Raw genomic sequence first — 23,921 nt, 5'->3', positions numbered from 1 at the left:
CTTTCGAGCCTATCCCCGACCTACCCGTCGGCAACATGTGTCCCGGATGTGGACGTCGTCACGCTCTCTCCACCGTTTCGTACGACCATGGACCCATGACCGCACCACTGGAAGTCCCCGAGCACCTGTTCATCGCCATCGACCACGTCGGCATCGCCGTACCCGACCTGGACGTGGCGACCGCCTACTACCGCGACAACTTCGGCATGAAGGTCGTGCACGAGGAGGTCAACGAGGAGCAGGGCGTGCGCGAGGCCATGGTCGGCGTCGGCGACTCGGGCTCGTGCATCCAGCTGCTGGCGCCGCTCAACGACGAGTCGACGATCGCGAAGTTCCTCGGCCGTTCCGGACCGGGCCTGCAGCAGCTCGCCTACCGGGTCACCGACGTCGAGCAGGTCGCCGCGATCCTGCGCGAGCGCGGCCTGCGCCTGCTGTACGACGCCCCCAAGCGGGGTACGTCGAACTCGCGGGTGAACTTCATCCACCCCAAGGACGCCGGTGGTGTGCTCGTCGAGCTCGTCGAGCCTGCTGCCGCCTCCGACCACGCCTGAGACGTCCGTCTCATCCCCCACCACGGCCGGTTAACGACCAGTATCTTGTGCCGAAATCGCCCGACCATACGCAACTGATCAGGGAGCACGCCCGTGCAGCACATTCTTGACGCAATCCTCGCCGGCGACACCGCCACCGAGGACTTCGCCAACCTCGACCTGCCCGAGTCCTACAAGGCGGTCACCGTCCACAAGGACGAGGTCGGCATGTTCGAGGGCCTCGACAGCAAGGAGAAGGACCCCCGCAAGTCCCTCCACGTCGAGGACGTCGCGCTTCCCGAGCTCGGCCCCGGTGAGGCGTACGTCGCAGTCATGGCCTCGGCGATCAACTACAACACCGTGTGGACCTCGATCTTCGAGCCGGTCTCGACCTTCGGCTTCCTCGAGCGCTACGGCCGCCTCTCCGAGCTCACCAAGCGCCACGACCTGCCCTACCACGTGGTCGGCTCCGACCTCTCGGGCGTCGTGCTCAAGACCGGCGCCGGCGTGACCAAGTGGAAGGCCGGCGACCGCGTCGTCGCCCACTGTCTCTCGGTCGAGATGGAGAGCGCCGACGGCCACAACGACTCGATGCTCGACCCCGAGCAGCGCATCTGGGGCTTCGAGACCAACTTCGGTGGCCTCGCCGAGGTCGCCCTGGTCAAGTCGAACCAGCTGATGCCGAAGCCGGAGCACCTCACCTGGGAAGAGGCTGCCTCCCCCGGCCTGGTGAACTCCACCGCCTACCGCCAGCTCGTCTCGAAGAACGGCGGCCAGATGAAGCAGGGCGACAACGTCCTGATCTGGGGCGCCTCCGGTGGCCTCGGCGGCTTCGCCACGCAGTACGCCCTCAACGGTGGCGCCACGCCCGTGTGTGTCGTCTCCAACGAGGAGAAGGCCGCGATCGCCCGCAGCATGGGCGCGGAGCTGATCATCAACCGCTCCGAAGAGGCCTACAAGTTCTGGAACGACGAAGGCACCGCGCAGGACCCGAAGGAGTGGAAGCGCTTCGGGGCCAAGATCCGCGAGCTCACCGGCGGCGAGGACATCGACATCGTCTTCGAGCACCCGGGCCGTGAGACGTTCGGCGCGTCGGTCTACGTGACCCGCAAGGGCGGCACGATCACCACCTGCGCCTCGACCTCGGGCTACATGCACGAGTACGACAACCGCTACCTGTGGATGAACCTGAAGCGCATCATCAGCTCGCACTTCGCCAACTACCGCGAGTCGTGGGAGGCCAACCGCCTCATCGCACAGGGCAAGATCCACCCGACCCTGTCGCGCACCTACACCCTCGACCAGGTCGGCCAGGCCGCGCTCGACGTGCACCACAACAAGCACCAGGGCAAGGTCGGCGTCCTCGCGCTCTCCCCGGAAGAGGGCCTGGGCGTGCTCAACCACGAGCTCCGCGAGAAGCACCTGACGAAGATCAACGCCTTCCGCGGCATCTGATCGACCAAATCACACCCCGGTTCGCGCAATCTGCGCGAGCCGGGGTGTGTTCTTTTTCGTCCATCCGCCACACTTGGCACGCAACCCGGGATGCATCACCACTGACGGAGGAAATAACCCCATGAGCAGCGACGACGGCCTGTCCATCTTCGACGAGGAGCCGACCAAGGGCGGCGCGCCCGAGGGCGCCGACGACGCCACGCAGGTCATCCCCGTGGTGAAGCGCGAGAGCGACGAGAAGTCCTCGCCCCCCAGGACGGCTGCGAAGCCGACCCAGACGAGCACCACGGTCCGCCCGGCGGCCCAGCCCGCCCGCCAGCCCTCGGCCAAGCAGGAGCCGGCCGCGCAGGCGCCCGCCCAGCCGGCCCGGCCCGCTGCCCAGGTCCCTTCCCAGCCTGCCGCACCCGCGCGTCCCGCAGCGCGCCCCTCAGGCAGCCTGGTCAACACCCAGGCCACGTCGCAGGGCGGCTCCCAGACCGGTCAGTCCCGGCTCCCCGCACTGCCCGTCGTACGACGCAACGGCTACGACCAGGCCGCCGTCGACTCCCTGCTCTCACAGCTGACCAACGAGAAGGCCGGCCTCGGCAACAGCCTCGGCGCGTCCGAGAAGCGGGTCATCGAGCTGGAGTCCGAACTGGCCGGCCTGCGCAAGCAGGTCTCCGAGGTCGAGGCGCCGTCGTACGCCGGGCTCGGCGGCCGCGCGAACGAGCTGCTCCGCCTGGCCGAGGAGGAGGCCGAGGACATCCGCCTCCAGGCCATCCGCGAGGCCACGGAGATCCGTGCCCAGGCCACCAAGGACGCCAAGGCGATCCGTTCCGACGCCACCCGTGAGGCCGAGGACATGCGCACCGTCCAGCTCGCCGAGCTCGACGAGCAGCGCACCCGCCTGATCGCCGACGCCGAGCAGGAGCGCGCCCTGGCCCGCACCGAGGCCAACGACCTGCGCGCCGCCGCCAAGCGCGAGGCCGACCAGCTGCGCCTGGCCGCCACGCAGGAGAGCAACGACGCCAAGGTCAGCGCCGCCCGTGAGGCGGAGAAGTCCCGCGCCGCCGCCGACCGTGAGGTGCAGGAAGCCCGGCGCACGCTCGCGGTCGAGAAGGAGCGGCTGGCCAAGGAGGCCGCCGACCACCACTCGAACGCCACCGCCGAGACGCGTCGCCTGGTCGAGGAGGCCGAGCAGCGTGCCGTCGCAGCCGAGGAGCGCGCCACCGAGGCCAGCACCCAGGCCACGGCCCACCGCCAGCAGGCACAGTCCGAGTCCGACGCCCTGCTCACCCGTGCGCGTCGGGAGGCCGAGCAGATCGTCGCCTCGGCCCGTAGCCAGGCCGAGAGCCTGACCGCGTCCGGACAGGCCGACGCCGACCGCGAGCTGGCCGCAGTGCGCGCCGAGGTCGACCGCATGACGAAGCGTCGCGACGCGATCACCGCCCAGCTCGGAGCACTCCGCGACGTCGTCGCCGGCTTCGACGACTGAGCGCATCCATGGCCCATCACGGGGATCACGGCCCTGACCTGGACGACGGGGTCGACGACGCGGCGGTCGCTGCCGAGGCTGCCGAGCGCGCGGAGGACGCTGCCGAGCGCGCCGAACTGGCCGAGGACGAGGTCGAGGAGCATCTGGAGAAGCACCACGTCGGCGAGCGGCACCTCGGCCAGCCCGGTCCACCCATCGGGCACTCGCCGTACTACATCGGTTTCTTCGGCGGCCTCGGCCTGCTGACGGCGTACTGGCTCGGACAGCAGGTGCTGGCGATCGGCTCGACGCTGGTCCTGGTCGTGGTCTCCATGTTCCTGGCGGCCGGCCTTAACCCGCTCGTCGAGTGGTTCGAGCGACGCGGCATGCGGCGCTCGCTGGCCGTGCTGTCGGTGATCGTGATCGTGCTGATCGCGATCGGCCTGTTCATCTCGGCGATCGTGCCGGTGATCAGCGAGCAGGTCGCCGCGCTGACCAGCAACGCACCCCACTGGCTGGACCAGCTGCAGGAGAACAAGCGGGTCCAGAAGTGGAACGAGGACTACGACCTCATCCAGAAGGCCAAGGACTACATCGAGGACGGCAACCTCGCCCAGCGCGCCTTCGGTGGTGTGCTCGGCTTCGGCCTCGCGGTCCTCTCGGCGCTGCTGAACGCGTTCATCGTGATCGTGCTGACGCTCTACTTCCTGGCCTCGCTGCCGAAGACCAAGGCCGCGTTCTACCGCCTCGCGCCCGCCTCGCGTCGCGACCGGGTCACCCGCCTGGGCGACCGGGTGCTCCAGGGCATCGGCGGCTACGTCTCCGGTGCCTTCGTCGTCGCGGTCTGCGCGTCACTCGCCTCGTTGGTGTTCCTGTTCATCGTGGGCCTGGGCGAGTACGCCGTCGCGTTGTCGTTCGTGGTCGGTCTGCTCTCGTTGATCCCGATGGTCGGTGCCACGATCGCCATGCTGATCGTGTCGGCGATCGGGTTCACGATCTCGCCGGGCGTCGGGATCGCCTGCCTGGTCTACTACGCGCTCTACCAGCAGCTCGAGAACTACGTGATCTACCCGCGCGTGATGCAGCGCTCGGTCAGCGTGCCGGGCTCGGTCACCGTGATCGCGGCACTGGTCGGTGGAGGCCTGCTCGGTGTGGTCGGCGCCCTGATGGCCGTGCCGACCGCGGCCGCAATCCTGCTGCTCACCCAGGAGGTGTTCGTCCGCCGTCAGGACGAACGCTGACCTGTCGCCAGTTCTGATCGACCCGTCGCCAGTTCAGGTCGACCCGTCGCCAGTTCGCGAACTCGCGCCGGGTCAGCGGGAACTCACGACGGGTCGGGGACCCCGACCTCGATCCCGGCCCGGGGCTCACCCAGCTTCACGATCACGACCCCGGCGAGCACGAACACTCCCCCGGCCAGCTGCAGCCAGCCCGGCAGCTCGTCGAGCAGCAGCCAGGCGAAGAACATCGCGGCGATCACCTCGGTCAGGGCCACGAACGAGGCCAGTCGCGAGCCGAGTCGGCGTCCGGCCGCGATGCCGGTCGTGTAGGCCAGCGCCGCGGTCACCACGCCGAGCAGCACGAGAGGGACCCACCAGGGAACCTGCATGCCGTCGTACGACGCATCGGCGGTCGAGGCGGCCATCGGCACCACTCCGACGAGGCCGGCCAGGCCCAGGCAGGCGGCGCCGACCACGAGACCGCCCGCGCCCAGCACCAGCGGCGGGAGCCCGTTGTCCTCGTCGGCGGAGATCACGAAGTAGGTGGCCGCGCCGATCATCGCACCCAGTGCCCACAGCACGCCGGCCACACTCAGCGACGCACCAGAGACCACGTCGAGCAGCAGCACCAGGCCTCCTGCGGCCACGGCGGCACCGACCAGGGTGAGCGGGCCCGGCGCGTGCCCGTGCCGCAGCCAGAGCCACACCACGACCGCGACCGGTGCGGTGTACTCGATCAGCAGCGCGACACCCACCTGCATGTGCGCGACCGCGTAGAAGTAGCACAGCTGGCAACCGGCCACGGCCACGACGCCGTACGCCGCCACCAGCAAGCCGTTGCGGCGCACCAGGTGCCAGCGACCGCGAACGGCGAGCAGTGCGGGCACCAGCAGGATCAGCGCACCGATCGACACGCGGACCGTGACCGCCGCGCCTGCGCTCCAGCCGGATTCGAGCAAGCCCTTGGCCAGGGCCCCGGAGAGTCCGAACGACGCCGCCGAAGCCAGCGCGAAGGCGAGACCGGAGCCGAGCCGCGATGACGAGACAGGTGTGAGGACGTCATGAGTCATCGCGGTCATGGCACATGACGCTACGCTCAGGCATGTAAGGTGTCAACATGGTTTTCGCTCATGACACGGAGGTGTCGCTCCAGGCCGCCGTCGCCCTGGTCAACACCGCCGTCACGCCCGAGACCCTGACCACTGTCGCGGAGGCCGACGCGTTCTGGACGACCTGGGAGTACACCGGCCGCCACGAGCGCACCCGCGCGGAGCTGGACGACATCCGGGCCCTGCGACCGGTGCTGCGCGAGGTGCTGACCAGCGAGCGCGACCGCAGCGCGACGCTGGTCAACGAGCTGCTGGCCGAGGCCGGCGCACTCCCCCAGCTGGTGCGCCACGACGAGTGGGACTGGCACCTGCACGCCATCGCGCCCGACCGCCCGTGGGCGCAACGCATCATGGTGGAGACCGCGATGGCGATGATCGACGTGGTCCGCAGCGACGAGATGTCGCGCCTGGGTGTCTGCGCCGACGACGACTGCGACGGACTGGTGCTCGACCTCTCCCGCAACCGCTCGCGCCGGTTCTGCAGCACCACCTGCGGCAACCGGGCCGCCGTCGCCGCCTACCGGGCCCGCCAGGGCTGAGCCTCCGCGGACCACCGAACGAGCCCTGCCCACAGGAGGCTTGACCCTCCGGTGACCGGAGGGTGTTTGATCGTCGCCATGGCCACCACCGTCACCATCGGGGAGTTCTCCCGACTCACCTACCTCAGCGTGAAGACGCTGCACCACTACCACGAGGTCGGGTTGCTCGAGCCGGCCAGCATCGACGTCGGTAGCGGCTACCGGAGGTACGACCTCGACCAGGTCGGGCAGGCTCATCTGATCCGCCGGCTGCGTGACCTGAACATGCCGGTGGCGCAGGTGCGTGAGGTGGTCTCGGCTCCGAACCAGGAGACCAGCGACGCAGCACTCAAGGCGCACCTCACGCGCATGGAGACAGAGCTCGAACGCACCAGGGACGTCGTCGCCTCCCTGCGGCTGCTGCTCTCCCCCGGCCCGGCGCTCGCGGTGGACTACCGCACCGTGCCCGACCTCCCTGCGCTCGCCGTCTCCGCGATTGTCTCGATCGACGACATCTTCGAGTGGTCGGACGAGACGTTCGGCCGCCTCGCGATGGCTGCGGGGCGGCTCGGCATCGAGGCGAGTGGGCCGGCCGGGGCGACGTACGCCCGCGAGTTCTTCGAGGACGACGCCGGCGAGGTGGTCGCCTTCCTGCCGGTTCCTGCCGCCACCGGTGAGCCGACCGGGGACGCCGCGGTCACCCGCCTGGAGCTCCCCGGTGGCAGGTTCGCCGTCACGGAGCACGTCGGGCTGTTCGATGACTTCGATCGGACGTACGGCGCCCTGGGCAGTCACGTGGCCCGCAACGACGAAGGTCTGCCGGACCCGATCCGGGAGCGCTACCTGGTCGGCTCCGACGAGACAGATCACCCCAGCGAACACCGCACCGAGATCTGCTGGCCACTCCGGTCAGCATGACGCCCATGCTTCACCCGACAACAAGGAGCTCATCATGACCATCATCATGGCCGCCGTGACGTTCGACTGCAGCGACGCCGCTGCCCTCGCGGACTTCTGGTCCGCCCTCATGGAGGTGCCCGTCGACCCCGAGGCGACCGTGGACTACGCCAGCATCGGGATGGGCGGGAGCATCAGCCCGGCCCTCGTCTTCATGAAGGTGCCGGACCGGACGCCGGGCAAGAACGCCGTGCACCTCGACCTGGCTTCCTCCACGTGGACCGCACAGGTCGACCGTGCGGTGGACCTCGGCGCCAAGCGCCTGGGTGAGTTCGACGAGGCCGGGTTCCAGTGGGTGACGCTCGCCGATCCCGAGGGCAACCTGTTCGACATCGCCAAGGGTTGACACTCCGGCCGCGTCGCTGACCGGCGGCGGCGCGGCCGAGAGCGTTGCGGTCGAAGGCGGCGCCTTCGCCGGACTACGCCAACTCGACGAAGCGGGACAGCACCTGCCGGAAGATCTCGGGCTGCTCGGAGTGCACCCAGTGCCCGGCACCCTTGACCGTGACCCGCGACGCGCGCGGGAACCAGCGCAGCATCGCATCGGCGTACTCGTCGGTGACGTACGCCGAATTGGCGCCGGCGACCCACAGCACCCGACCCTCGTACGGCGCCACGTCGCCGAGCCGGTCCTCGGGCCAGCCACCCAGCACGTCGAGCTCACGACCGAGCAGCTCGAGGTTGGGCTGCCAGCGCCAGCCGGTGCCCTCACGTCGGAGGTTCTGCAGAAGGAAGCTGCGCACGGTCGTGCTGGGCGCGGCGACCTCGAGGGCCGCATCAGCGTCGGAGCGCCGCTCAAGGGAGTCGAGGTCCATGCCCTGCATGCCCTCGATGAACACTCCGAACTCGCTGCCGTTCGCGTAGTCCACGGGCGACATGTCGACCACGGCCAGCCGCTCGACCAGCTCGGGGTGGCGCAGCGCCAGCACCATCGCGATCTTGGCGCCCATCGAGTGCCCGACCAACACCACCGGGTCATCGGCCGAGAACAGCTCGGCGAGACGGTCGGCGAACTCGACGTAGTCGAGATGCTCCGTCCAGGCCGAGCGCCCGTGGTTGGGCATGTCGACCAGCGTCACCCGGTGATCGGGGGCCAGCGACTTCGCGACCTGCGTCCAGTTCTTGCCCTGGCCGAAGAGCCCGTGGAAGAACACGACCCGCGACCCGCTCTCGCCCATCTCGGTCAGGTACACGTCGCTCTGCGTCACGGGCACAGGCTACGGTGCGGTCGGCGTACCACGACGGGGTGGGCGCAATTGCCTTGGCAGGGACGGACCGCTCCGTCATCGTGGGAGTCATGCCTGACACCGCAGCGCAGTGGTGTGCCCGTGTCGCGGCACGCCTGGAGGCCGACGGGCCGCGTCGCCCGCCATGCGGCTGGTCGAGGAAGCCGGCGGCACAGCGACGTCCGTGCCCGATTTCTGAGTCCGCGCAATAGCGGTCAGGAACTGGCCGGAAAGGACGACAGACTGGTGCTCCACCGACGAGAGGACATCCCATGCCCGCCCAGGCTCCCCCTGTCACCGACGAACGCGACGGCCTCCGCGCCTATGTCATCCAGCAACAGGACGCCTATCGCGCCGTCATCTTCGGCCTCACCGACGAGGAGGCCGGTCGTACGCCGACCACCAGCGCACTGAGCGTCGGTGCGTTGGTCAAGCACGCCACGCACAACCAGATCAGCTGGGCGGCCAGCGTGAACGCCTCGCCCGGGCCGGTCGTCGACGACCGCCCACAGGAGGAGCAGTACGCCGAGCGCGAGCGCATGATCACCTGGCTCGAGGGCGACACGGTCGACGGGGCATTGAAGGCGTTCGATGACGCGAGTGCCGCGGTCCTCGAGGCGATTGCCGCCGTGGACCTCGATGCCCCGGTTCCGGTGCCGCCCGCACCCTGGAACCCCACCGACATCGCCCACTGGTCGGTGCGCTGGGTCTGGCTCCATTTGATCGAGGAGATGGCTCGGCACGCCGGTCACGCCGACATCATCCGCGAGGCGATCGACGGCGCAACGATGTATGAGCTGGTCGCGGCGCGCGAGGGCTGGCCAGAGACGCCGTGGCTCAAGCCGTGGCGCCGGGCCGAGTGAAGGGGCCTGCCATGAGCGATGTTCGAACAGTCCAGATCACCTTCGACTGCGCCGATCCCCAGTCCCTGAGCCAGTTCTGGGCCTCGGCCCTGGGCTACGTCAACCCCTGCCCACCCGGTCGCGAGGTGTCGGAGGGCACGGACGTCTTCGAGGCGTGGCACGAGTTCCTGGCCGAGGCCGGCGTACCCGAGAGCGAGTGGAACTCCGCGTCCGCGGCAGAGGACCCCGACGGCAGCGGGCCTCGGCTTTTCTTCCAGCGGGTGCCCGAGGGGAAGACCGCGAAGAACCGCGTGCACCTCGACGTACGCGCGGCGCCCGGTCTCGGTCCCGAGGAGCGGATGGCCGCACTGGAGGCCGAGTGCGAGCGACTCGTCGCGATGGGCGCCACCCGCGGCAAGCGGTTCGAGCCGTCCCCGCCGATGAGCAACGGCTTCATCGTGATGGCCGATCCCGAAGGCAACGAGTTCTGCCTCGACTGAGGCAGTCCCTGACGTTTCGGTCCTCTGGAAGGGCCGAAACGTCAGGGACTACCGCGCGTCAGGGGCCGAAACGTCAGGGACTATCGCGCGTCAGGGGCCGAAACGTCAGGGACTATCGGGCGGAGTAGTCGCGGAAGCCGCGCTTGGTCTTGCGGCCGAGGTAGCCGGCGGTGACCAGGTGCTCCAGCAGCGGCGCGGGCGCGAAGCCCGGCTCGCGGAACTCGAGGTAGAGCTCCTTCTGGATCGCCAGCGACACGTCGTTGCCGACCACGTCGAGCAGCTCGAACGGGCCCATCGGCAGCGCACAGCCCTGCTTCATGGCCGTGTCGATGTCGTCGGCGGTCGCGTAGTGCGCCTCGAGCATCTTCACCGCGTCGTTGAGGTAGGGGAACAGCAACGCGTTGACGATGAACCCGGCCCGGTCGCCACACGAGACGGCCACCTTGCCGACCTTGTCGCACAGCGCCCGCGTCGACTCGGCCACGTCGTCGGAGGTGGAGACCGTCGTGACGACCTCGACCAGCTTCATGATCGCGGCGGGGTTGAAGAAGTGCATGCCGATGACGTCCTGCGGCCGCGAGGTCACCTTGGCCATCGCGATGATCGGCAGCGACGAGGTGGTGGTGGCCAGGATCGCACCAGGCTTGCAGATCTCGTCGAGGTTCTCGAACAGCGTGGTCTTGATCGCGAGGTCCTCCGCGATCGCCTCGACCACGAGGTCGACGTCGGCCAGGTCGTCGAGGCTCGTGGTGCCGGAGATGCGAGCAAGCGCTGCGGCCTTGTCGTCCTCGGTGGCCCTGCCCCGCTGGATCTGCTTGTCGAAGTTGCGGGTGATCCCCGCGACGACGCCGTCGACCTTCTCCTGGGAGCGGCCGACGTACAGGACGTCGTGTCCGCTCTTCGCGAAGACCTCGACGATGCCGGACGCCATCGTGCCGGTGCCGACCACGCCGACGGTCGTGATGTCGTGGCGCAGCTGGGGCGCGTTGTCGGCCGACGGGGTCCGCTCGTCGGCGACGACCTTGGAGCTGTCGGGACCCTCGTAGGTGTAGAAGCCGCGGCCCGTCTTGCGGCCGAGCAGACCGGCGGTGACCATCTGCTTGAGGATCGGCGCCGGCGCGTGCAGGCGGTCGCGGCCCTGCTTGTACATCGTGTCCAGGATCTCGTACGCCGTGTCGAGGCCGATCAGGTCGAGCAGCGCGAGCGGGCCCATCGGGTAGCCACAGCCGAAGCGCATGGCGGCGTCGATGTCCTCGCGGGAGGCGTACCTGCCCTCGTAGAACGACACCGCGTGGTTGAGGTAGCCGAAGAGCAGCGTGTTGGCGATGAAGCCGGCCTTGTCACCGCAGACGACGGGGTTCTTGCCCACCTGCTCGACCAGCGACTTCGCCCGCTCGAGCACGTCGGCCTCGGTGACGACCGTGCGGATGATCTCGACGAGGTTCTGCACCGGAGCCGGGTTGAAGAAGTGGATGCCCACCACGCGGCCGGGACGGCTGTTGGCCGTGGAGATCTCGGTGACCGACAGGGACGAGGTGTTCGTGGCCAGGATCGCGTCGGGCGCGACGATGTCGTCGAGCTGGCGGAAGATCGCCTTCTTGACCTCGAGCGACTCCACGACCGCCTCGACCACGAAGTCGGCGGGCGCCAGGTCGGCCATCGAGGTGCCAAGCGAGATGCGGTCGAGCAGGGTCTTCTGGTCCGTCTCACTGAGCTTGCCGCGCGCCACGGCGCGCCCGGTCGAGTGCTCGAGGTGCTGGCGGCCACGCGCCACCCCCTCGTCGTCCTGGTCGACACCGATGACGGTGAAGCCGTTGCGGGCGAAGACTTCGGCGATGCCGGCACCCATGGTGCCGAGGCCGATCACGCCGACGGTCGAGATCTCGCGAGGGGCAGTGGGCTCAGGCGCTGCGGTCGTCATGCATCGAATGATGGCACGACGTCCGCAGCACCCGATCCGCTCCCACGGATCGGGACAAACCGCCTCTCGGGCGGCCTGACCCGTTGGTTCCAGTAATCAGCTGTAGTCGTGGAAGCCCCGGCCGGTCTTGCGACCGAGGTGACCGTCCGTGACGACCTTCTCGAGTCCGGCGGCAGGCGTGAAGCCCGGCTCCTTGAACTCGGCGTACAGCTCCTGCTGGATCGCCAGCGACACGTCGTTGCCGACCACGTCGAGCAGCGCGAACGGGCCCATCGGGAACCCGGCCTGCTCCTTGATCGCCGCGTCGATCTCCTCGATGTCGCCGCGACCCTCGTCGATGACCTTGACGGCGTCGTTGAGGTAGGGGAACAGCAACGCGTTCACGATGAATCCCGCGCGGTCGCCGCACGACACGGCCACCTTGCCGACCTTGGCGGTCAGCGCACGCACGGTCTCGTCGACCTCGGGGCTGGTCAGCTCGGTGGTGACCACCTCGACCAGCTTCATGATCGCGGCCGGGTTGAAGAAGTGCATGCCGATGACGACCTCGGGTCGCCCGGTCACGCCGGCCAGCTCGGTGATCGGCAGCGACGACGTCGTGGTGCTCAGGATCGCGCCCTGCTTGACGATCCGGTCCAGGTCGCGGAAGAGCTCGGTCTTGACGGCCAGGTCCTCGGCGATCGCCTCGACGACCAGGTCCACGTCGGCCAGCGCCTCACGCTCGGTGGCCGCGGTCAGGCGGGCCAGTACGTCGGCCTTGCCGGCCTCGTCGAGCTTGCCGCGCGAGATCGCCTTGTCCAGCGACTTGGTGATCGCCGCGACCACACCGTCGGTCTTCTCGGTCGAACGGCCGACGAACACCACGTCGTACCCGCTCTTGGCGAAGACCTCGACGATGCCCGACGCCATGGTGCCGGTGCCGACCACGCCGACCGTGGTGATCTCGTGGCGCAGCTGCGGCGCGCTGTCGGCGGAGGGAGTCTCGTCGTCGGCGACGACCGCGCCGTCGGCGTACGTGTAGAAGCCGCGACCCGACTCCTTGCCCAGGCGACCCTCGGCGACCAGCTCGTCGAGCAGGTCCGCGGGCTTGTGCAGGTTGTCGCCGGACTCGGCGAACCGGGCGGCGAGCACGTCGCGCACGACACCGAGACCGAGCTCGTCCAGGACGGTCAGCGGGCCGGACGGGTAGCCGCAGCCGAAGCGCATGGCAGCGTCGATGTCCGCGCGGGTGGCGTACGACGTCTCGTACATGCGCACGGCGTGGTTGAGGTACGGGAAGACCAGCTCGCGGAAGGTCTGCTCAGTGGTGTCGGTCATGGCGAAGACTGTAAACGTCGTTCCTACCCATGAGTAGCCGAAGTTCACCCATCGGACCGTAGCGTTCGTCACGCCTGCGGGTAGCCTGCTCTCCCGTGAGACTCGTTGTAGCCCGTTGCCAGGTCGACTACGCCGGCCGACTGACCGCTCATCTGCCGATGGCCACCCGCGTGCTGATGATCAAGGCCGACGGTTCGGTCCTCGTCCACAGCGACGGCGGCTCCTACAAGCCGCTGAACTGGATGTCGCCTCCCTGCACGGTGAAGGAGCTCGTCAACGACGAGGGCCACCTCGAGTGGAACGTCACCAGTCGCAGCACCGCCAAGGGCCCGGAGGACACCCTGCGCATCGTGCTCGAGGAGATCCACCACGACTCCGAGCACGACCTCGGCATCGACCCCGGCCTCCAGAAGGACGGCGTCGAGAAGCACCTCCAGGAGCTCCTCGCCGACCACCCGGCCACCCTCTCCCCCGGACTCACGCTGGTACGCCGGGAGTTCCCGACGGCGATCGGCCCGGTCGACCTCATGTGCCGCGACGAGAACGGCGAGTCCGTGGCCGTCGAGATCAAGCGCCGCGGCGACATCGACGGGGTGGAGCAGCTGACCCGCTACCTCGAGCTGCTCAACCGCGACCCGCTGCTCTCCCCCGTGCGTGGCATCTACGCGGCCCAGGAGATCCGGCCGCAGGCCAAGGTGCTGGCCGGCGACCGCGGCATCCACTGCGTGACCGTCGACTACAACGCCCTGCGCGGCCTCGACGATCCCACCGACAGGCTCTTCTGACCCGCGTCCGCGAGGTCGGGCACGAGTCCTGACATGATGCGCGCCATGCAGATCTTCCACATCGCCGAGAAGTCGCGCTGGGACGCCGCCAGGCTGGCCGGCTCCTACGCTCAGTCGACGTACGGCCGCACGCTCGAGGACGAGGGCTTCATCCACGCGTCGCGCGAGGACCAGTGGGAGACCGTCCGCGAGCGCTACTACGCCGATGCGCCGGGCCCCCTGGTGCTGCTCACCATCGAGACCGACAAGCTCACCTCGGAATGGCGCGAGGACACGGTCGGCGACACGACGTACCCGCACATCTACGGCCCCCTCAACCCGGCGGCCGTGGTCCACGAGAAGCCGTTGCCGAGGCTGCAGCGGGACGGCACGGCCCGACCACAGGAGTCCTTCGCGAAGCTCTTCTTCGCCGAGATCATCACGCGGATGTGCGCCGCGGTCCTGGTCATGGCGCTGGCCATCGCCGGCCACTACGCAGCCGTCGGCATCTTCGGCGAGGACCGGGGACTCCTCGGCGTGATCGTCGGTGCGGTGGTGGGCCTCGCCATCGTGGTGCCGCTCCTGCACCGTCGCAACGCCCGCCTGAAGGCCTAGCGACCCTCAGGCGTTGACGAGGTCCGCGACCTCGTCGGCGCATCCCCACGACATCGTGACGCCGGCGCCGCCGTGCCCGTAGCAGTGCACGACGCGCCCGACCCTCTCGACGCGCACGGCGGGTCGCACCGGCCGGAGCCCGACCTTGTGCCGCAGCACCTTGGCGCCCTCGATCTCGGGCATGATCCGCGCCGCACGGGCCAGGATCTCGCGGGCGGTCCCGGGTGACGGCGTGCGGCTCCAGTCCCCCTCGTCGGACGTGCCGCCGATGACGACGTCGCGCGAGCGGGGTACGACGTACGTCGGCCCGTCGTCGTCGATGGCCCACCGGTCGATGCCCCGTTGCTCGACCACCACGACCTGGCCGCGCACCGGCACGACGGACTTGTCCGAGGCCAGGTGGCGCGCGCCGAGTCCGGCGCAGTTGACCACGAGGTCGCCACCGGTCGGCAGCGCCTGCAGGTTCATCCTGGTGATCGTGCCGCCGAGCTCTTCGACGCGCGCGGCCAGCCAGCGCAGGTAGAGCGGCATCTCCACGACCGGCGTGGTGAACGTCCAGCCGTCGACGAAGCCGGGCGGGAGCGAGGTCTCACGGTCGAGCGAGGGCACTGCCGCGCGCCACCACGGCTCTGCCTTGCGGGTGGTGAACACCTCAGTGCCGGTGACCATGCGGACCCCGGTCGCGCGGTCGCCGGCCAGGCCGACGAACTCGGCGTACGACGCCCCCGACCAGGCCGTCACCCGGTCCTGCGGCAGCGCCCGGTAGGGATACCAGATGGCCGCGGCGACCGAGCTCGTCGTCTCCAGGGGCAGGTCCCTGGCCAGTACGTCGACCCGGTGGCCGGACTCGAGCAGCCTGATGGCGCAGGTGAGCCCGACGACTCCCGCCCCGACCACGTTCACGCGTGCCATGGGGAGAGTCTGCCGCAGACCCGCAAGGGTTGTCGGTGAACTCTCCCCACGGGCGCGTGGCGCGGGGCTCAGCGGTTGAAGCGGGGCAGGTAGCGCACGTGCCACCCGCCCACGCGGGACGCCGCGGCGTCGCTGAGGACGACCTGCTTGCGCGCCGAGATGACCCACTTGCCGTTGCGGTAGGCGTAGGTCTCCGCCTGGCCGCCCCAGCGGTTCCCGTTGCCCCGCGTGACGCCGGTGTGCACGAGACGGATCTCGCCGTTCGCGTTGCGCGTCCGCCGCACGCCCTCCTGGACCATCACCGTGCTGTCGACGGTCCACTGGGGACGAATCGGAGACCGCTCCAGGACGAGGCGCCCGTTGCGCCAGGTGACGATCGAGTGCCACGCGGTGTGCGCACCCATGCCGGTGAGGATGCTGATCTCCGACCCCTTGACCGGGTCGATCGGCGCGTCACCGTGGTAGACGCACGGGTTGCCCCACGAGGTGTAGAGGTCCTTGGTGCCCGCCACCCGCGTCCCCATGGTCACGCGCACGGAGCACACGTTGGCCGACTTCCTGCGGATCGAGATGCCGTCGATCGTGCCGTCACCGTCGACGTCGCTCGCCGTCGACATCAGGCGCCACTTCGAGGTGCCGGCGTACGGGTTGACCGCCTGGGCGTCGACGCTGACATTGGCCGACGCTGCGGTGCGCACCGCCGTCGGTGCCGAGGCATGTGCCGGCGACTGGGCCAGCACGGTGCCCATGGTCGCGGTCAGGGCCAGGGTCATCAGAGACTTCTTCACGAGGTTCCCCCATCGCTGCGGGTCCGCTGTTCGGACCATCACTTGAGGAGACGCACTCGATCCCGGATTGGTTCGCGCCAATCTCGCGGAGCGGACCCGGGAGGGGTCAGGCGGCCTTGGCGAGCTTCTTCGCGGTCTTCTTGTCGACCTTGACCAGCTTGCGCTTCTTCACGGTGTAGCCCGAGGGAAGCGTGCCTTCCTTGAGCATGCGCAGCGGGCAGCGCTTGCAGCGGTCCTTGGACACGCAGCACTTGCTCTTCGGCTTCTTGGACTTGCCCACCCGAGGATCGTACCAAGCGCGCTTAGGCGTGCCTTACCTTCTGTGACGTACGCCGCACGCCCGGCCCGACGACCTACAGCCCGTTGGCCCGCCGGATCACGTCGACGATGCCGCCCATGATCTCGGTGAGCCCGAAGTCCTTGGGGGTGTAGACCGCGGCGACACCGCTGGCCACCAGCGCCTTGCCATCGGACTCGGGGATGATGCCGCCGACGATCACCGGGACGTCGCCCATGCCGGCCTCCTCGAGGCCCTTCAGCACGGCCGGCACCAGCTCCATGTGCGAGCCGGAGAGGATCGAGAGCCCGACGCAGTGCACGTCCTCGGCCACCGCAGCGGCGACGATCTGCTCGGGCGTCAGGCGGATGCCCTGGTAGATGACCTCGAACCCGGCGTCACGGGCGCGGACGGCGACCTGCTCGGCACCGTTGGAGTGACCGTCGAGGCCCGGCTTGCCGACCAGCAGGCGCAGCCGTCCGCCGAGCTCCTCGCCGGTGGCGGTGACCTTCTCGCGCACGGCGGTCAGCTCGGCGCCGGCCTCGGCCACACCCACTGCACCGGAGACACCGGTGGGGGCCCGGAACTCGCCGAAGACCTCGCGCAGGGTGCCGGCCCACTCGCCGGTGGTCGCGCCGGCACGGGCGGCGACCAGGGTCGCCTCCATCAGGTTCCCGGTGCCCTTGGCAGCCTCGGCCAGGTCGGCCAGCGCCTTGGTCACGGCAGCGTCGTCACGCTCGGACTTCCAGGCCTCGACGGAGGCCTTGGCGGCCTCCTCGGCCTTGGGGTCGGCCGTCATGATCGCGTCGTCCAGGTTGGCGGTCAGCGGCGAGGGCTCGGTGGTCTCGAAGCTGTTGACGCCGACGATCTTCTCCTCGCCGGACTCGATGCGGCCACGGCGGGCGGCGTGTGCCGAGACCAGCTCGGACTTCATGTAGCCCGACTCGACCGCGGCGATCGCACCGCCGAGGGCCTGCACGCGGTCCATCTCGGCCTTGGCGCCGGCGACGAGCTCGTCGACCTTCGCCGCGATGACGTGGGACCCGTCGAAGATGTCTTCGTACTCGAGCAGGTCGGACTCGAAGGCCAGCACCTGCTGCAGGCGCAGCGACCACTGCTGGTCCCACGGACGCGGAAGGCCGAGGGCCTCGTTCCAGGCCGGCAGCTGTACGGCGCGGGCACGGGCGTTCTTCGACAGCGTCACGCCGAGCATCTCGAGCACGATGCGCTGGACGTTGTTCTCCGGCTGGGCCTCGGTCAGGCCGAGCGAGTTGACCTGGACGCCGTACCGGAAGCGGCGCATCTTCGGGTCGCTCACCCCATAGCGCTCACGGGTGATCTCGTCCCAGAGCTGCACGAAGGCCCGCATCTTGCAGGTCTCCTCGACGAAGCGGACGCCCGCGTTGACGAAGAACGAGATGCGGCCGACGACCTTCTCGAAGTCCTCCTCGGAGACCTGGCCCGCGGCCTTGACCGCGTCGAGGACCGCGATGGCGGTGCCGAGCGCGTAGGCGAGCTCCTGGGTCGGCGTGGCACCGGCCTCCTGCAGGTGGTAGCTGCAGATGTTGATCGGGTTCCACTTGGGGATGTAGTTGACCGTGTAGGCGATCATGTCGCTGATCAGGCGCAGGGAGTGCTCGGGCGGGAACACGTAGGTCCCGCGGGAGAGGTACTCCTTGATGATGTCGTTCTGCGTGGTGCCGGCGAGCTGCTTGGCGACCTCGGCCGGGTCCAGCGTGGGGTTCTGCTCCTCGGCGGCCACCTGGTACATCGCGAGCAGCCACATGGCCGTCGCGTTGATCGTCATGGAGGTGTTCATCTCCGTGAGCGGGATGTCCTTGAAGAGCTTGCGCATCTCCCCCATGTGCGGGACCGGTACGCCGACCTTGCCGACCTCACCACGCGCCAGGGGCGAGTCGGGGTCGTAGCCGGTCTGCGTGGGCAGGTCGAAGGCCACCGAGAGTCCGGTCTGGCCCTTCGAGAGGTTGTTTCGGTAGAGCGCATTGGACGCCTCGGCCGTGGAGTGGCCGGCGTAGGTGCGCATCACCCAGGGGCGATCCTTGGCCACGGGCTTCTCTGCAGAGCTCATGGGCTGAGCCTAGAGCGTCCGTTAACTTCCGGTAACCGGTCTCACGTGTGGCAATGACTACACCGGGCAGGATGGGCGCATGCCCGAGAACCAACCTCGTCCGCCGCATCCTGCTCCCCCGCCCTGGCCGGGAAAGCAGTGGCCGGCGCAGCACCAGGCCCCGCCGTGGCCGCCCTACGCACCGCTTCCGCCGAGGCCGGAGAGCACACTGCGCGCGCCACTCGTCTGGACGGCCGTCTTCAGCTCGCTCGGCGTGATCATGGTGGTCGGCACCTTCGCGTTGATCCTGGTGCTGGTGCTCGGGTTCGTCTACGCCCTGATCGTGGCCGCGAGCGGGGCCGAGAACTGGAGCCTCGGAGGCTTCCTGGGCGATTTCATCAGCAGCGCGTTCGGCCCGACCCTCGTGCTCGTCCTCATCGCCTCCGTGATCGCGTTCGTCCTGTCTGCCGGCGTCCTGGTGCTGCTGCGCCTGAACACGGCCGTACGCCGGTGGGCGCCGGCACTGCAAGGGCTCTGCTCGGCGGCCGTCGTCTACGGCGCGGCAACGTTGCTGCTTGCGATGCTGTCCCTTGCCGGGCAGCTGCTCAGCTCATGAGCCACTTGGCCCGCTGGCCACGACGAGGTCAGGCGGAGATCGGCTCGCGTTCGACCTCGACGAGTCGGAAGAGGTGGGACATGTGCAGGAGTCGGCGTACGGAAGGACCGCAGCCGCGCAACCGGAGGTGGCGGCCCTGGCGCTCGGCCGTGCGCGTGGCGACGGCAAGCACCTTGAGGGCGGTGAGGTCAACGGTCGACACGTCGGTCAGGTCGACGACGACGTCGTCGAGGCTGGCGCTCATGTGCTCGTAGATCGCGGTGCGCACTTCCATGGTGCTCCGGACGTCGAACTGTCCAGCAAGCACGAGCGTGGATCCGTCTCGCATGATGTCCATCTCGCCTCCCTTCGCGGTGACACCCGATTGCCACCCATCGAACTCTGGTGTTCACAGACTATGACGCGTCACACGCCAAAAGCGTTGCCCCTGCGGCCATTAATTTCCACTGAGTTTCCCGGGTGCACCCTGTGCGAACGCCTTGCGACCGGACCGTCCGCTATGTGGCGGGTGTGACGCATGTGGTTTCGCGATCAACCTTCTCGGACCGGTCCGCGAGGCCGTCGGTCCGGCGCACTAGGCTCGGGCGCATGGTCAACCTCACCCGCATCTACACGCGCACCGGCGACGCCGGGCAGACCCGTCTCGGTGACATGAGCGTCGCCTCGAAGAACGATCTGCGCCTCGAGGCCTACGCAACCGTCGACGAGGCCAACGCGGTGATCGGGGTGGCGCTCGCCCAGGGCGATCTCGACGCCGACGTCGTCGCCGTCCTGACCACGATCCAGAACGACCTCTTCGACGTCGGTGCCGACTTCTGCACCCCGATCGTGGAGAACCCGGAGTACCCACCACTGCGCATCGAGCAGGACTACATCGATCGCCTCGAGGGTTGGTGCGACCAGTTCAACGAGCCGCTCGAGAAGCTGCGCTCGTTCATCCTCAACGGCGGCACCGTCGGCGCGGCCCACCTCCACGTCGCGCGCACCGTCGTACGCCGGGCCGAGCGGTCGGCCTGGCTGGCCTTCGCCGAGCACGAGGCCACGATGAACGTGCTGGCGATCAAGTACCTCAACCGACTCTCGGACCTGCTGTTCATCCTGGCCCGGCACGCCAACCGTGAGAACGGTGACGTCCTGTGGGTCCCCGGCGGCGAGCGGTCCTGACCAACCGTGGGTTCCTGCGCCTCGAACCGTGGGTTCTTGCGCCTCGAACCGTGGATTCCTGAGGCACCTGCCACTGATCAACCGGGGCGGACCTCACGACGGCCCGACTCACGTGCCGCGGGTACGACGAACGCCGACGGCACGAGGAGTACGACGACCACCAGCAACGCGCGCAACGTGCCGACCTCCTCGGCCAGGAAGCCGAGCAGGGGCGGGCCGGCCAGGAACGCCGTGTAGCCGATCGTCGAGACCACGCTGACCCGTGATGCCGCATGCTCCGGGTCGTCGGCGGCGGCGCTCATGCCGACCGGGAAGCCGAGTGAGGCACCCAGTCCCCACAGCAGGATGCCGGAGACCACCAGGGCGGGGTGTCCGCCGAAGACGATCAGCAGCAGTCCGGCCCCGGCGGCCAGCATCGTCGACCAGAGCACGCCGACCCGGCCGTGCCGGTCGATGAGCCGACTCCCCCAGAAGCGCCCGACGGTCATCGCGGTGACGAACAGGGCGAAACCAGCGACGCCGACCCAGTGCTCGACGTCGTAGCCGTCGACCAGGGCGACCGCCAGCCAGTCGTTCGCGGCGCCCTCGGTGAGGGCCAGCGCCAGGACCATCAGGCCGATCAGCAAGGTTCGTGGCTCGGTCCAGGCGCCGAGAGCAGAACCGCTGCGGTCCGGCAGCTCACCCTCCTCGAGGGCGCGAGGCAGGAAGCGGCGGACCAACGGGCCCACCAGGCAGACCGCGAACAGGGCGACCGCGCCGAGGTGCACGGGCATCGGCAGGTGCAGCCCGGCGGCCAGGGCGCCGAGCAGCGCACCCGCCACCGTGCCGAGACTGAAACCGGCGTGGAAGCGCGGCATGATCGTGCGCGCCAGCTCGTGCTCGACCGCGGCGCCCTCGACGTTCATCGCGACGTCCCAGGTGCCGGTCCCGATGCCGTAGAGCAGCAGTCCCGCGGCGGTCACGGCGGTGTGCTCGAAGACCCCGGCCCCGAGCGCGACCAGCACCAGGCCGACCCCGTCGACGCAGGCACCGATCAGCACGACTCGCGCGGCCCCGACCCGGTTGACCAGGGCGCCGGTCAACGGCAGCGCGAGCAGGGAGCCCACGGACAGGGCCAGGAGCAGCAGCCCGAGCTGACCGTTGGAGAGGTCGAGGCGCTCACGGGCGTCAGGGATGCGGGAGACCCAGGAGGCGAAGCAGAAGCCGTTGAGGGCGAAGACCGCGGCCACCGCGTTGCGGGCGGCCAGGGTGGGCCCGGACGTGCCGGTCACCACGGGCGTCAGAGCCGCGGCCGGCGCTGGTTCCAGTCCGCGCCGGGAGGGGCGGCCTCGAGCCACGACTGGAAGCCCATCAGGGAGCTCGGACTCATCGCGAACTCGATGGGGCCGCCCTCGGACTCGACGACGACGATCACGTGCTCGGCGTACAGGGACATCTGTTCGGTGCCCTCGGCGTCGCGGCGACCGGCGTAGACCAGGTCGGTGCGCAGCCAGCTGCTGCGCGGCCGGGGCGAGAGCGAGAAGATGCGGAACCACTCGAGCCGCTCGCCGGAGTAGCGACCGAGTCCGAGAACCCAACCGCGCCCGGTCTGTTCAGACCGGGCGCGGTGGCTCAATTCAAATGTGCCGCCGTTGCGGGAGAGCGCGCGGCGACGAACGACGAGCGCAACTCCGTAGACGACAACGAGGACGAGGATGATGCCGACAGAGTCGACCAACCACTGCCAGAGCGGCATCCATCCCTCCCTACCAAAGCGACGCGTGGCGTCACTCTAGCGGGCGATGCTGCCCTCGTCTCAGGAGGCCCTCTCCGCTGCCCTGATGCGGGCCTCGGCACTGCGGACGGCCTCTTGTGCGGCGTCGTCGTTCTCCCCGGCGGCCTGGGCGCGCTCGAGGTCGTGACGGGCCTTCTCGAGGTCGATGTCGTGCGACATCTCGGCGTACTCGGAGAGGATCGAGACACGGTTGTTGGCGACCGAGAGGAACCCGGTCTCCACGGCCGCGACCCAGGTCTCACCCTCGAGCGTGCGGATGTCGACGACGCCCTCGATCAGCAGCGAGAGCATCGGCGCGTGACCGGGCAGGACACCGACGTCGCCCTCGGTGGTGCGGGCGATGACCATCGAGGCCTCGCCCGACCACACCAGGCGATCGGCGGCGACCAGCTCGACCTGCAGCGGGTCGGAGGTTGACTCAGCCATCAGAGCGACTTCTGGATCTCGGCCCACTTGGCTTCGACGTCCTCGAGCCCACCGCACATGAAGAAGGCCTGCTCGGCGACGTGGTCGTACTCGCCGTCCGCAATCTTCGTGAACGCCTCGACGGTGTCGCCGATGGAGACCGTGGAACCCTCGATGCCGGTGAACTGCTTGGCGACGTACGTGTTCTGCGAGAGGAACCGCTGGATGCGGCGGGCCCGCGACACGATGATCTTGTCCTCTTCGCCGAGCTCGTCGACACCGAGGATGGCGATGATGTCCTGGAGCTCCTTGTTGCGCTGCAGGATCGACTTGATGCGGACCGCGGTGTTGTAGTGGTCGTTGCCGATGTATTGCGGGTCGAGGATCCGCGAGGTCGACGTCAACGGGTCCACGGCCGGGTAGATGCCGAGCGAGGCGATCTCTCGCGAGAGCTCGGTGGTCGCGTCCAGGTGGGCGAAGGTGGTCGCCGGGGCCGGGTCGGTGTAGTCGTCGGCGGGAACGTAGATCGCCTGCATCGAGGTGATCGAGTGACCGCGCGTCGAGGTGATCCGCTCCTGGAGCTGACCCATCTCGTCGGCGAGGTTCGGCTGGTAACCCACGGCGGACGGCATGCGGCCGAGCAGCGTGGAGACCTCGGAACCGGCCTGCGTGAACCGGAAGATGTTGTCGATGAAGAGCAGCACGTCCTGGTTCTTCACGTCGCGGAAGTACTCCGCCATCGTGAGCGCCGACAGGGCGACCCGCAGACGCGTGCCCGGCGGCTCGTCCATCTGGCCGAAGACGAGGGCGGTCTGGCCGATGACGCCGGCCTCTTCCATCTCGACGATGAGGTCGTTGCCCTCACGGGTGCGCTCGCCGACACCGGCGAACACCGACACACCACCGTGGTTCTTGGCCACACGGGCGATCATTTCCTGGATCAGCACGGTCTTGCCGACACCGGCACCACCGAACAGGCCGATCTTTCCACCGGTCACGTAGGGCGTGAGCAGGTCGATGACCTTGATGCCGGTCTCGAACATCTGGGTCTTGGACTCGAGCTGGTCGAAGGCCGGAGCCTTGCGGTGGATGCCCCAGCGCTCGCTGACCTCGAGGGTCTCGCCCTCTTCGAGGTTCAGGCAGTCACCGGTGGTGTTGAAGACCTTGCCGAGCGTGGCGTCGCCCACCGGCACGGTGATCGACTCACCGGTGTCGATGATCTGTCCGCCACGGACCAGGCCGTCGGTGGGCTTCATCGAGATGGCGCGCACCATGCCGTCACCGATGTGCTGGGCGACCTCGAGGATGATCGTCTTGGTCTCGCCGTTCAGCTCGAACTCGCACGTGAGTGCGTTGTAGATGCCGGGCATCGAGTCGGTCGGGAACTCGATGTCCACGACCGGGCCGATGACGCGGGCAATGCGGCCGACACCACCCGCGGTGGTCTCGTTGCCCTCAGTAACAGTGGCAGTCATTTATCTCACTTCTCC

Annotated in this window: 26 protein-coding genes; 13 read left to right on the top strand and 13 right to left on the bottom strand. The window is 69.0% G+C overall.

Features of this window, described 5'->3' with window-relative positions; genetic code table 11:
- Nucleotides 1–95: 95 nt before the first annotated feature.
- The 4 genes from mce to ASH02_RS03315 all read left to right on the top strand — a co-directional run bounded on the left by mce (nucleotide 96) and on the right by ASH02_RS03315 (nucleotide 4,679).
- Nucleotides 96–551: a methylmalonyl-CoA epimerase gene (gene mce / locus ASH02_RS03330; protein ID WP_056686506.1), complete on the top strand. Its 456-nt coding sequence runs from the start codon at nucleotides 96–98 to the stop codon at nucleotides 549–551.
- A gap of 93 nt (nucleotides 552–644) precedes the next feature.
- Nucleotides 645–1,985 (top strand): crotonyl-CoA carboxylase/reductase, encoded by a 1,341-nt coding sequence (gene ccrA, locus ASH02_RS03325; protein ID WP_056686504.1) that lies wholly within the window; start codon nucleotides 645–647, stop codon nucleotides 1,983–1,985.
- Nucleotides 1,986–2,106: 121 nt separating this feature from the next.
- Nucleotides 2,107–3,459 (top strand): hypothetical protein, encoded by a 1,353-nt coding sequence (locus ASH02_RS03320; protein ID WP_056686502.1) that lies wholly within the window; start codon nucleotides 2,107–2,109, stop codon nucleotides 3,457–3,459.
- A gap of 8 nt (nucleotides 3,460–3,467) precedes the next feature.
- Entirely contained in the window at nucleotides 3,468–4,679 is a 1,212-nt protein-coding gene (locus tag ASH02_RS03315) for an AI-2E family transporter (RefSeq protein WP_082564045.1), read from the top strand.
- 83 nt (nucleotides 4,680–4,762) lie between these two features.
- Here the strand turns inward: ASH02_RS03315 and ASH02_RS03310 are convergent, their stop codons facing one another.
- Entirely contained in the window at nucleotides 4,763–5,737 is a 975-nt protein-coding gene (locus ASH02_RS03310) for an EamA family transporter (RefSeq protein WP_056686498.1), read from the bottom strand.
- A gap of 38 nt (nucleotides 5,738–5,775) precedes the next feature.
- Here ASH02_RS03310 and ASH02_RS03305 point away from each other — a divergent pair, with 38 nt between their 5' ends.
- The 3 genes from ASH02_RS03305 (at nucleotide 5,776) to ASH02_RS03295 (ending at nucleotide 7,588) form a co-directional block, all read left to right on the top strand.
- A complete protein-coding gene (locus tag ASH02_RS03305) occupies nucleotides 5,776–6,306 on the top strand; it encodes a CGNR zinc finger domain-containing protein (RefSeq protein ID WP_056686496.1) in 531 nt (176 codons plus the stop codon).
- A gap of 78 nt (nucleotides 6,307–6,384) precedes the next feature.
- Nucleotides 6,385–7,203 (top strand): MerR family transcriptional regulator, encoded by an 819-nt coding sequence (locus ASH02_RS03300; RefSeq protein ID WP_056686796.1) that lies wholly within the window; start codon nucleotides 6,385–6,387, stop codon nucleotides 7,201–7,203.
- A gap of 34 nt (nucleotides 7,204–7,237) precedes the next feature.
- The gene (locus ASH02_RS03295) at nucleotides 7,238–7,588 is read left to right on the top strand and encodes a VOC family protein (RefSeq protein ID WP_056686493.1); all 351 of its coding nucleotides are present in this window, start codon (nucleotides 7,238–7,240) and stop codon (nucleotides 7,586–7,588) included.
- A gap of 73 nt (nucleotides 7,589–7,661) precedes the next feature.
- On the opposite strand, the gene ASH02_RS03290 is transcribed toward ASH02_RS03295, so the two are convergent.
- Entirely contained in the window at nucleotides 7,662–8,450 is a 789-nt protein-coding gene (locus ASH02_RS03290) for an alpha/beta fold hydrolase (RefSeq protein ID WP_235530238.1), read from the bottom strand.
- A gap of 290 nt (nucleotides 8,451–8,740) precedes the next feature.
- Here ASH02_RS03290 and ASH02_RS03285 point away from each other — a divergent pair, with 290 nt between their 5' ends.
- Together ASH02_RS03285 and ASH02_RS03280 are read left to right on the top strand one after the other, a co-directional pair.
- Nucleotides 8,741–9,331 carry a DinB family protein gene (locus tag ASH02_RS03285; protein WP_056686490.1) on the top strand — a complete coding sequence of 197 codons (591 nt, stop codon included), beginning with the start codon at nucleotides 8,741–8,743 and terminating at the stop codon, nucleotides 9,329–9,331.
- Nucleotides 9,332–9,342: 11 nt separating this feature from the next.
- Nucleotides 9,343–9,810, top strand: a complete 468-nt coding sequence (locus ASH02_RS03280) for a VOC family protein (protein WP_056686487.1) — start codon at nucleotides 9,343–9,345, stop codon at nucleotides 9,808–9,810.
- Nucleotides 9,811–9,922: 112 nt separating this feature from the next.
- On the opposite strand, the gene ASH02_RS03275 is transcribed toward ASH02_RS03280, so the two are convergent.
- Both ASH02_RS03275 and ASH02_RS03270 read right to left on the bottom strand, forming a co-directional pair.
- Nucleotides 9,923–11,731 carry a 3-hydroxyacyl-CoA dehydrogenase family protein gene (locus ASH02_RS03275; protein ID WP_056686484.1) on the bottom strand — a complete coding sequence of 603 codons (1,809 nt, stop codon included), beginning with the start codon at nucleotides 11,729–11,731 and terminating at the stop codon, nucleotides 9,923–9,925.
- 96 nt (nucleotides 11,732–11,827) lie between these two features.
- A complete protein-coding gene (locus ASH02_RS03270; RefSeq protein WP_056686480.1) occupies nucleotides 11,828–13,048 on the bottom strand; it encodes a 3-hydroxyacyl-CoA dehydrogenase NAD-binding domain-containing protein in 1,221 nt (406 codons plus the stop codon).
- Between the two features lie 95 nt (nucleotides 13,049–13,143).
- On the opposite strand from ASH02_RS03270, the gene nucS reads away from it, so the two are divergent.
- Together nucS and ASH02_RS25475 are read left to right on the top strand one after the other, a co-directional pair.
- A complete protein-coding gene (nucS, locus tag ASH02_RS03265; RefSeq protein WP_056686477.1) occupies nucleotides 13,144–13,833 on the top strand; it encodes an endonuclease NucS in 690 nt (229 codons plus the stop codon).
- A 45-nt stretch (nucleotides 13,834–13,878) separates the two neighbouring features.
- Entirely contained in the window at nucleotides 13,879–14,427 is a 549-nt protein-coding gene (locus ASH02_RS25475; protein ID WP_082564060.1) for a DUF952 domain-containing protein, read from the top strand.
- Nucleotides 14,428–14,433: 6 nt separating this feature from the next.
- Here ASH02_RS25475 and ASH02_RS03255 read toward each other — a convergent pair whose 3' ends face one another.
- From ASH02_RS03255 to ASH02_RS03245, 4 genes are all read right to left on the bottom strand, one after another.
- Nucleotides 14,434–15,339: an FAD-dependent oxidoreductase gene (locus ASH02_RS03255; RefSeq protein WP_057294276.1), complete on the bottom strand. Its 906-nt coding sequence runs from the start codon at nucleotides 15,337–15,339 to the stop codon at nucleotides 14,434–14,436.
- Between the two features lie 68 nt (nucleotides 15,340–15,407).
- Nucleotides 15,408–16,127, bottom strand: a complete 720-nt coding sequence (locus tag ASH02_RS03250) for a hypothetical protein (protein ID WP_156409694.1) — start codon at nucleotides 16,125–16,127, stop codon at nucleotides 15,408–15,410.
- A 106-nt stretch (nucleotides 16,128–16,233) separates the two neighbouring features.
- Nucleotides 16,234–16,407, bottom strand: coding sequence for a hypothetical protein (locus ASH02_RS26585; RefSeq protein ID WP_200951203.1), 174 nt, complete (start codon nucleotides 16,405–16,407; stop codon nucleotides 16,234–16,236).
- A gap of 73 nt (nucleotides 16,408–16,480) precedes the next feature.
- A complete protein-coding gene (locus ASH02_RS03245) occupies nucleotides 16,481–18,493 on the bottom strand; it encodes a protein meaA (RefSeq protein WP_056686467.1) in 2,013 nt (670 codons plus the stop codon).
- Nucleotides 18,494–18,572: 79 nt separating this feature from the next.
- Here ASH02_RS03245 and ASH02_RS25895 point away from each other — a divergent pair, with 79 nt between their 5' ends.
- Entirely contained in the window at nucleotides 18,573–19,088 is a 516-nt protein-coding gene (locus tag ASH02_RS25895) for a hypothetical protein (protein ID WP_156388878.1), read from the top strand.
- A gap of 28 nt (nucleotides 19,089–19,116) precedes the next feature.
- On the opposite strand, the gene ASH02_RS03235 is transcribed toward ASH02_RS25895, so the two are convergent.
- Nucleotides 19,117–19,425 carry an STAS domain-containing protein gene (locus tag ASH02_RS03235; protein ID WP_056892426.1) on the bottom strand — a complete coding sequence of 103 codons (309 nt, stop codon included), beginning with the start codon at nucleotides 19,423–19,425 and terminating at the stop codon, nucleotides 19,117–19,119.
- A 251-nt stretch (nucleotides 19,426–19,676) separates the two neighbouring features.
- Here ASH02_RS03235 and ASH02_RS03230 point away from each other — a divergent pair, with 251 nt between their 5' ends.
- Nucleotides 19,677–20,252: a cob(I)yrinic acid a,c-diamide adenosyltransferase gene (locus tag ASH02_RS03230; RefSeq protein ID WP_056686458.1), complete on the top strand. Its 576-nt coding sequence runs from the start codon at nucleotides 19,677–19,679 to the stop codon at nucleotides 20,250–20,252.
- Between the two features lie 77 nt (nucleotides 20,253–20,329).
- Here ASH02_RS03230 and ASH02_RS03225 read toward each other — a convergent pair whose 3' ends face one another.
- Genes ASH02_RS03225 through atpD form a run of 4 tightly spaced genes read right to left on the bottom strand, consistent with a single transcriptional unit; the run spans nucleotide 20,330 to nucleotide 23,906 of the window.
- Nucleotides 20,330–21,523 carry an MFS transporter gene (locus ASH02_RS03225; RefSeq protein WP_235532645.1) on the bottom strand — a complete coding sequence of 398 codons (1,194 nt, stop codon included), beginning with the start codon at nucleotides 21,521–21,523 and terminating at the stop codon, nucleotides 20,330–20,332.
- An 8-nt stretch (nucleotides 21,524–21,531) separates the two neighbouring features.
- Nucleotides 21,532–21,987 carry a DUF2550 domain-containing protein gene (locus tag ASH02_RS03220; protein ID WP_056686452.1) on the bottom strand — a complete coding sequence of 152 codons (456 nt, stop codon included), beginning with the start codon at nucleotides 21,985–21,987 and terminating at the stop codon, nucleotides 21,532–21,534.
- A 60-nt stretch (nucleotides 21,988–22,047) separates the two neighbouring features.
- Nucleotides 22,048–22,452, bottom strand: a complete 405-nt coding sequence (locus ASH02_RS03215; protein ID WP_056686450.1) for a F0F1 ATP synthase subunit epsilon — start codon at nucleotides 22,450–22,452, stop codon at nucleotides 22,048–22,050.
- Nucleotides 22,452–23,906, bottom strand: coding sequence for a F0F1 ATP synthase subunit beta (atpD, locus tag ASH02_RS03210; protein WP_056686447.1), 1,455 nt, complete (start codon nucleotides 23,904–23,906; stop codon nucleotides 22,452–22,454). Before atpD ends, ASH02_RS03215 begins: the two co-directional genes overlap by 1 nt.
- Between the last annotated feature and the right edge of the window lie 15 nt (nucleotides 23,907–23,921).

The sequence above is a fragment of the Nocardioides sp. Soil796 genome (genome assembly GCF_001429525.1).
GTDB lineage: Bacteria > Actinomycetota > Actinomycetes > Propionibacteriales > Nocardioidaceae > Nocardioides.
This window is presented reverse-complemented; position numbering and strand designations above follow the sequence as displayed.

Coding starts and splice junctions, on each gene's coding strand:
- mce (WP_056686506.1), top strand. CDS start 96: ATGACCGCACCACTGGAAGTCCCCGAGCACCTGTTCATCGCCATCGAC.
- ASH02_RS03320 (WP_056686502.1), top strand. CDS start 2,107: ATGAGCAGCGACGACGGCCTGTCCATCTTCGACGAGGAGCCGACCAAG.
- ASH02_RS03315 (WP_082564045.1), top strand. CDS start 3,468: ATGGCCCATCACGGGGATCACGGCCCTGACCTGGACGACGGGGTCGAC.
- ASH02_RS03310 (WP_056686498.1), bottom strand. CDS start 5,737: ATGACCGCGATGACTCATGACGTCCTCACACCTGTCTCGTCATCGCGG.
- ASH02_RS03305 (WP_056686496.1), top strand. CDS start 5,776: ATGGTTTTCGCTCATGACACGGAGGTGTCGCTCCAGGCCGCCGTCGCC.
- ASH02_RS03300 (WP_056686796.1), top strand. CDS start 6,385: ATGGCCACCACCGTCACCATCGGGGAGTTCTCCCGACTCACCTACCTC.
- ASH02_RS03295 (WP_056686493.1), top strand. CDS start 7,238: ATGACCATCATCATGGCCGCCGTGACGTTCGACTGCAGCGACGCCGCT.
- ASH02_RS03285 (WP_056686490.1), top strand. CDS start 8,741: ATGCCCGCCCAGGCTCCCCCTGTCACCGACGAACGCGACGGCCTCCGC.
- ASH02_RS03280 (WP_056686487.1), top strand. CDS start 9,343: ATGAGCGATGTTCGAACAGTCCAGATCACCTTCGACTGCGCCGATCCC.
- ASH02_RS03275 (WP_056686484.1), bottom strand. CDS start 11,731: ATGACGACCGCAGCGCCTGAGCCCACTGCCCCTCGCGAGATCTCGACC.
- ASH02_RS03270 (WP_056686480.1), bottom strand. CDS start 13,048: ATGACCGACACCACTGAGCAGACCTTCCGCGAGCTGGTCTTCCCGTAC.
- ASH02_RS25475 (WP_082564060.1), top strand. CDS start 13,879: ATGCAGATCTTCCACATCGCCGAGAAGTCGCGCTGGGACGCCGCCAGG.
- ASH02_RS03255 (WP_057294276.1), bottom strand. CDS start 15,339: ATGGCACGCGTGAACGTGGTCGGGGCGGGAGTCGTCGGGCTCACCTGC.
- ASH02_RS03245 (WP_056686467.1), bottom strand. CDS start 18,493: ATGAGCTCTGCAGAGAAGCCCGTGGCCAAGGATCGCCCCTGGGTGATG.
- ASH02_RS25895 (WP_156388878.1), top strand. CDS start 18,573: ATGCCCGAGAACCAACCTCGTCCGCCGCATCCTGCTCCCCCGCCCTGG.
- ASH02_RS03235 (WP_056892426.1), bottom strand. CDS start 19,425: ATGGACATCATGCGAGACGGATCCACGCTCGTGCTTGCTGGACAGTTC.
- ASH02_RS03230 (WP_056686458.1), top strand. CDS start 19,677: ATGGTCAACCTCACCCGCATCTACACGCGCACCGGCGACGCCGGGCAG.
- ASH02_RS03220 (WP_056686452.1), bottom strand. CDS start 21,987: ATGCCGCTCTGGCAGTGGTTGGTCGACTCTGTCGGCATCATCCTCGTC.
- ASH02_RS03215 (WP_056686450.1), bottom strand. CDS start 22,452: ATGGCTGAGTCAACCTCCGACCCGCTGCAGGTCGAGCTGGTCGCCGCC.
- atpD (WP_056686447.1), bottom strand. CDS start 23,906: ATGACTGCCACTGTTACTGAGGGCAACGAGACCACCGCGGGTGGTGTC.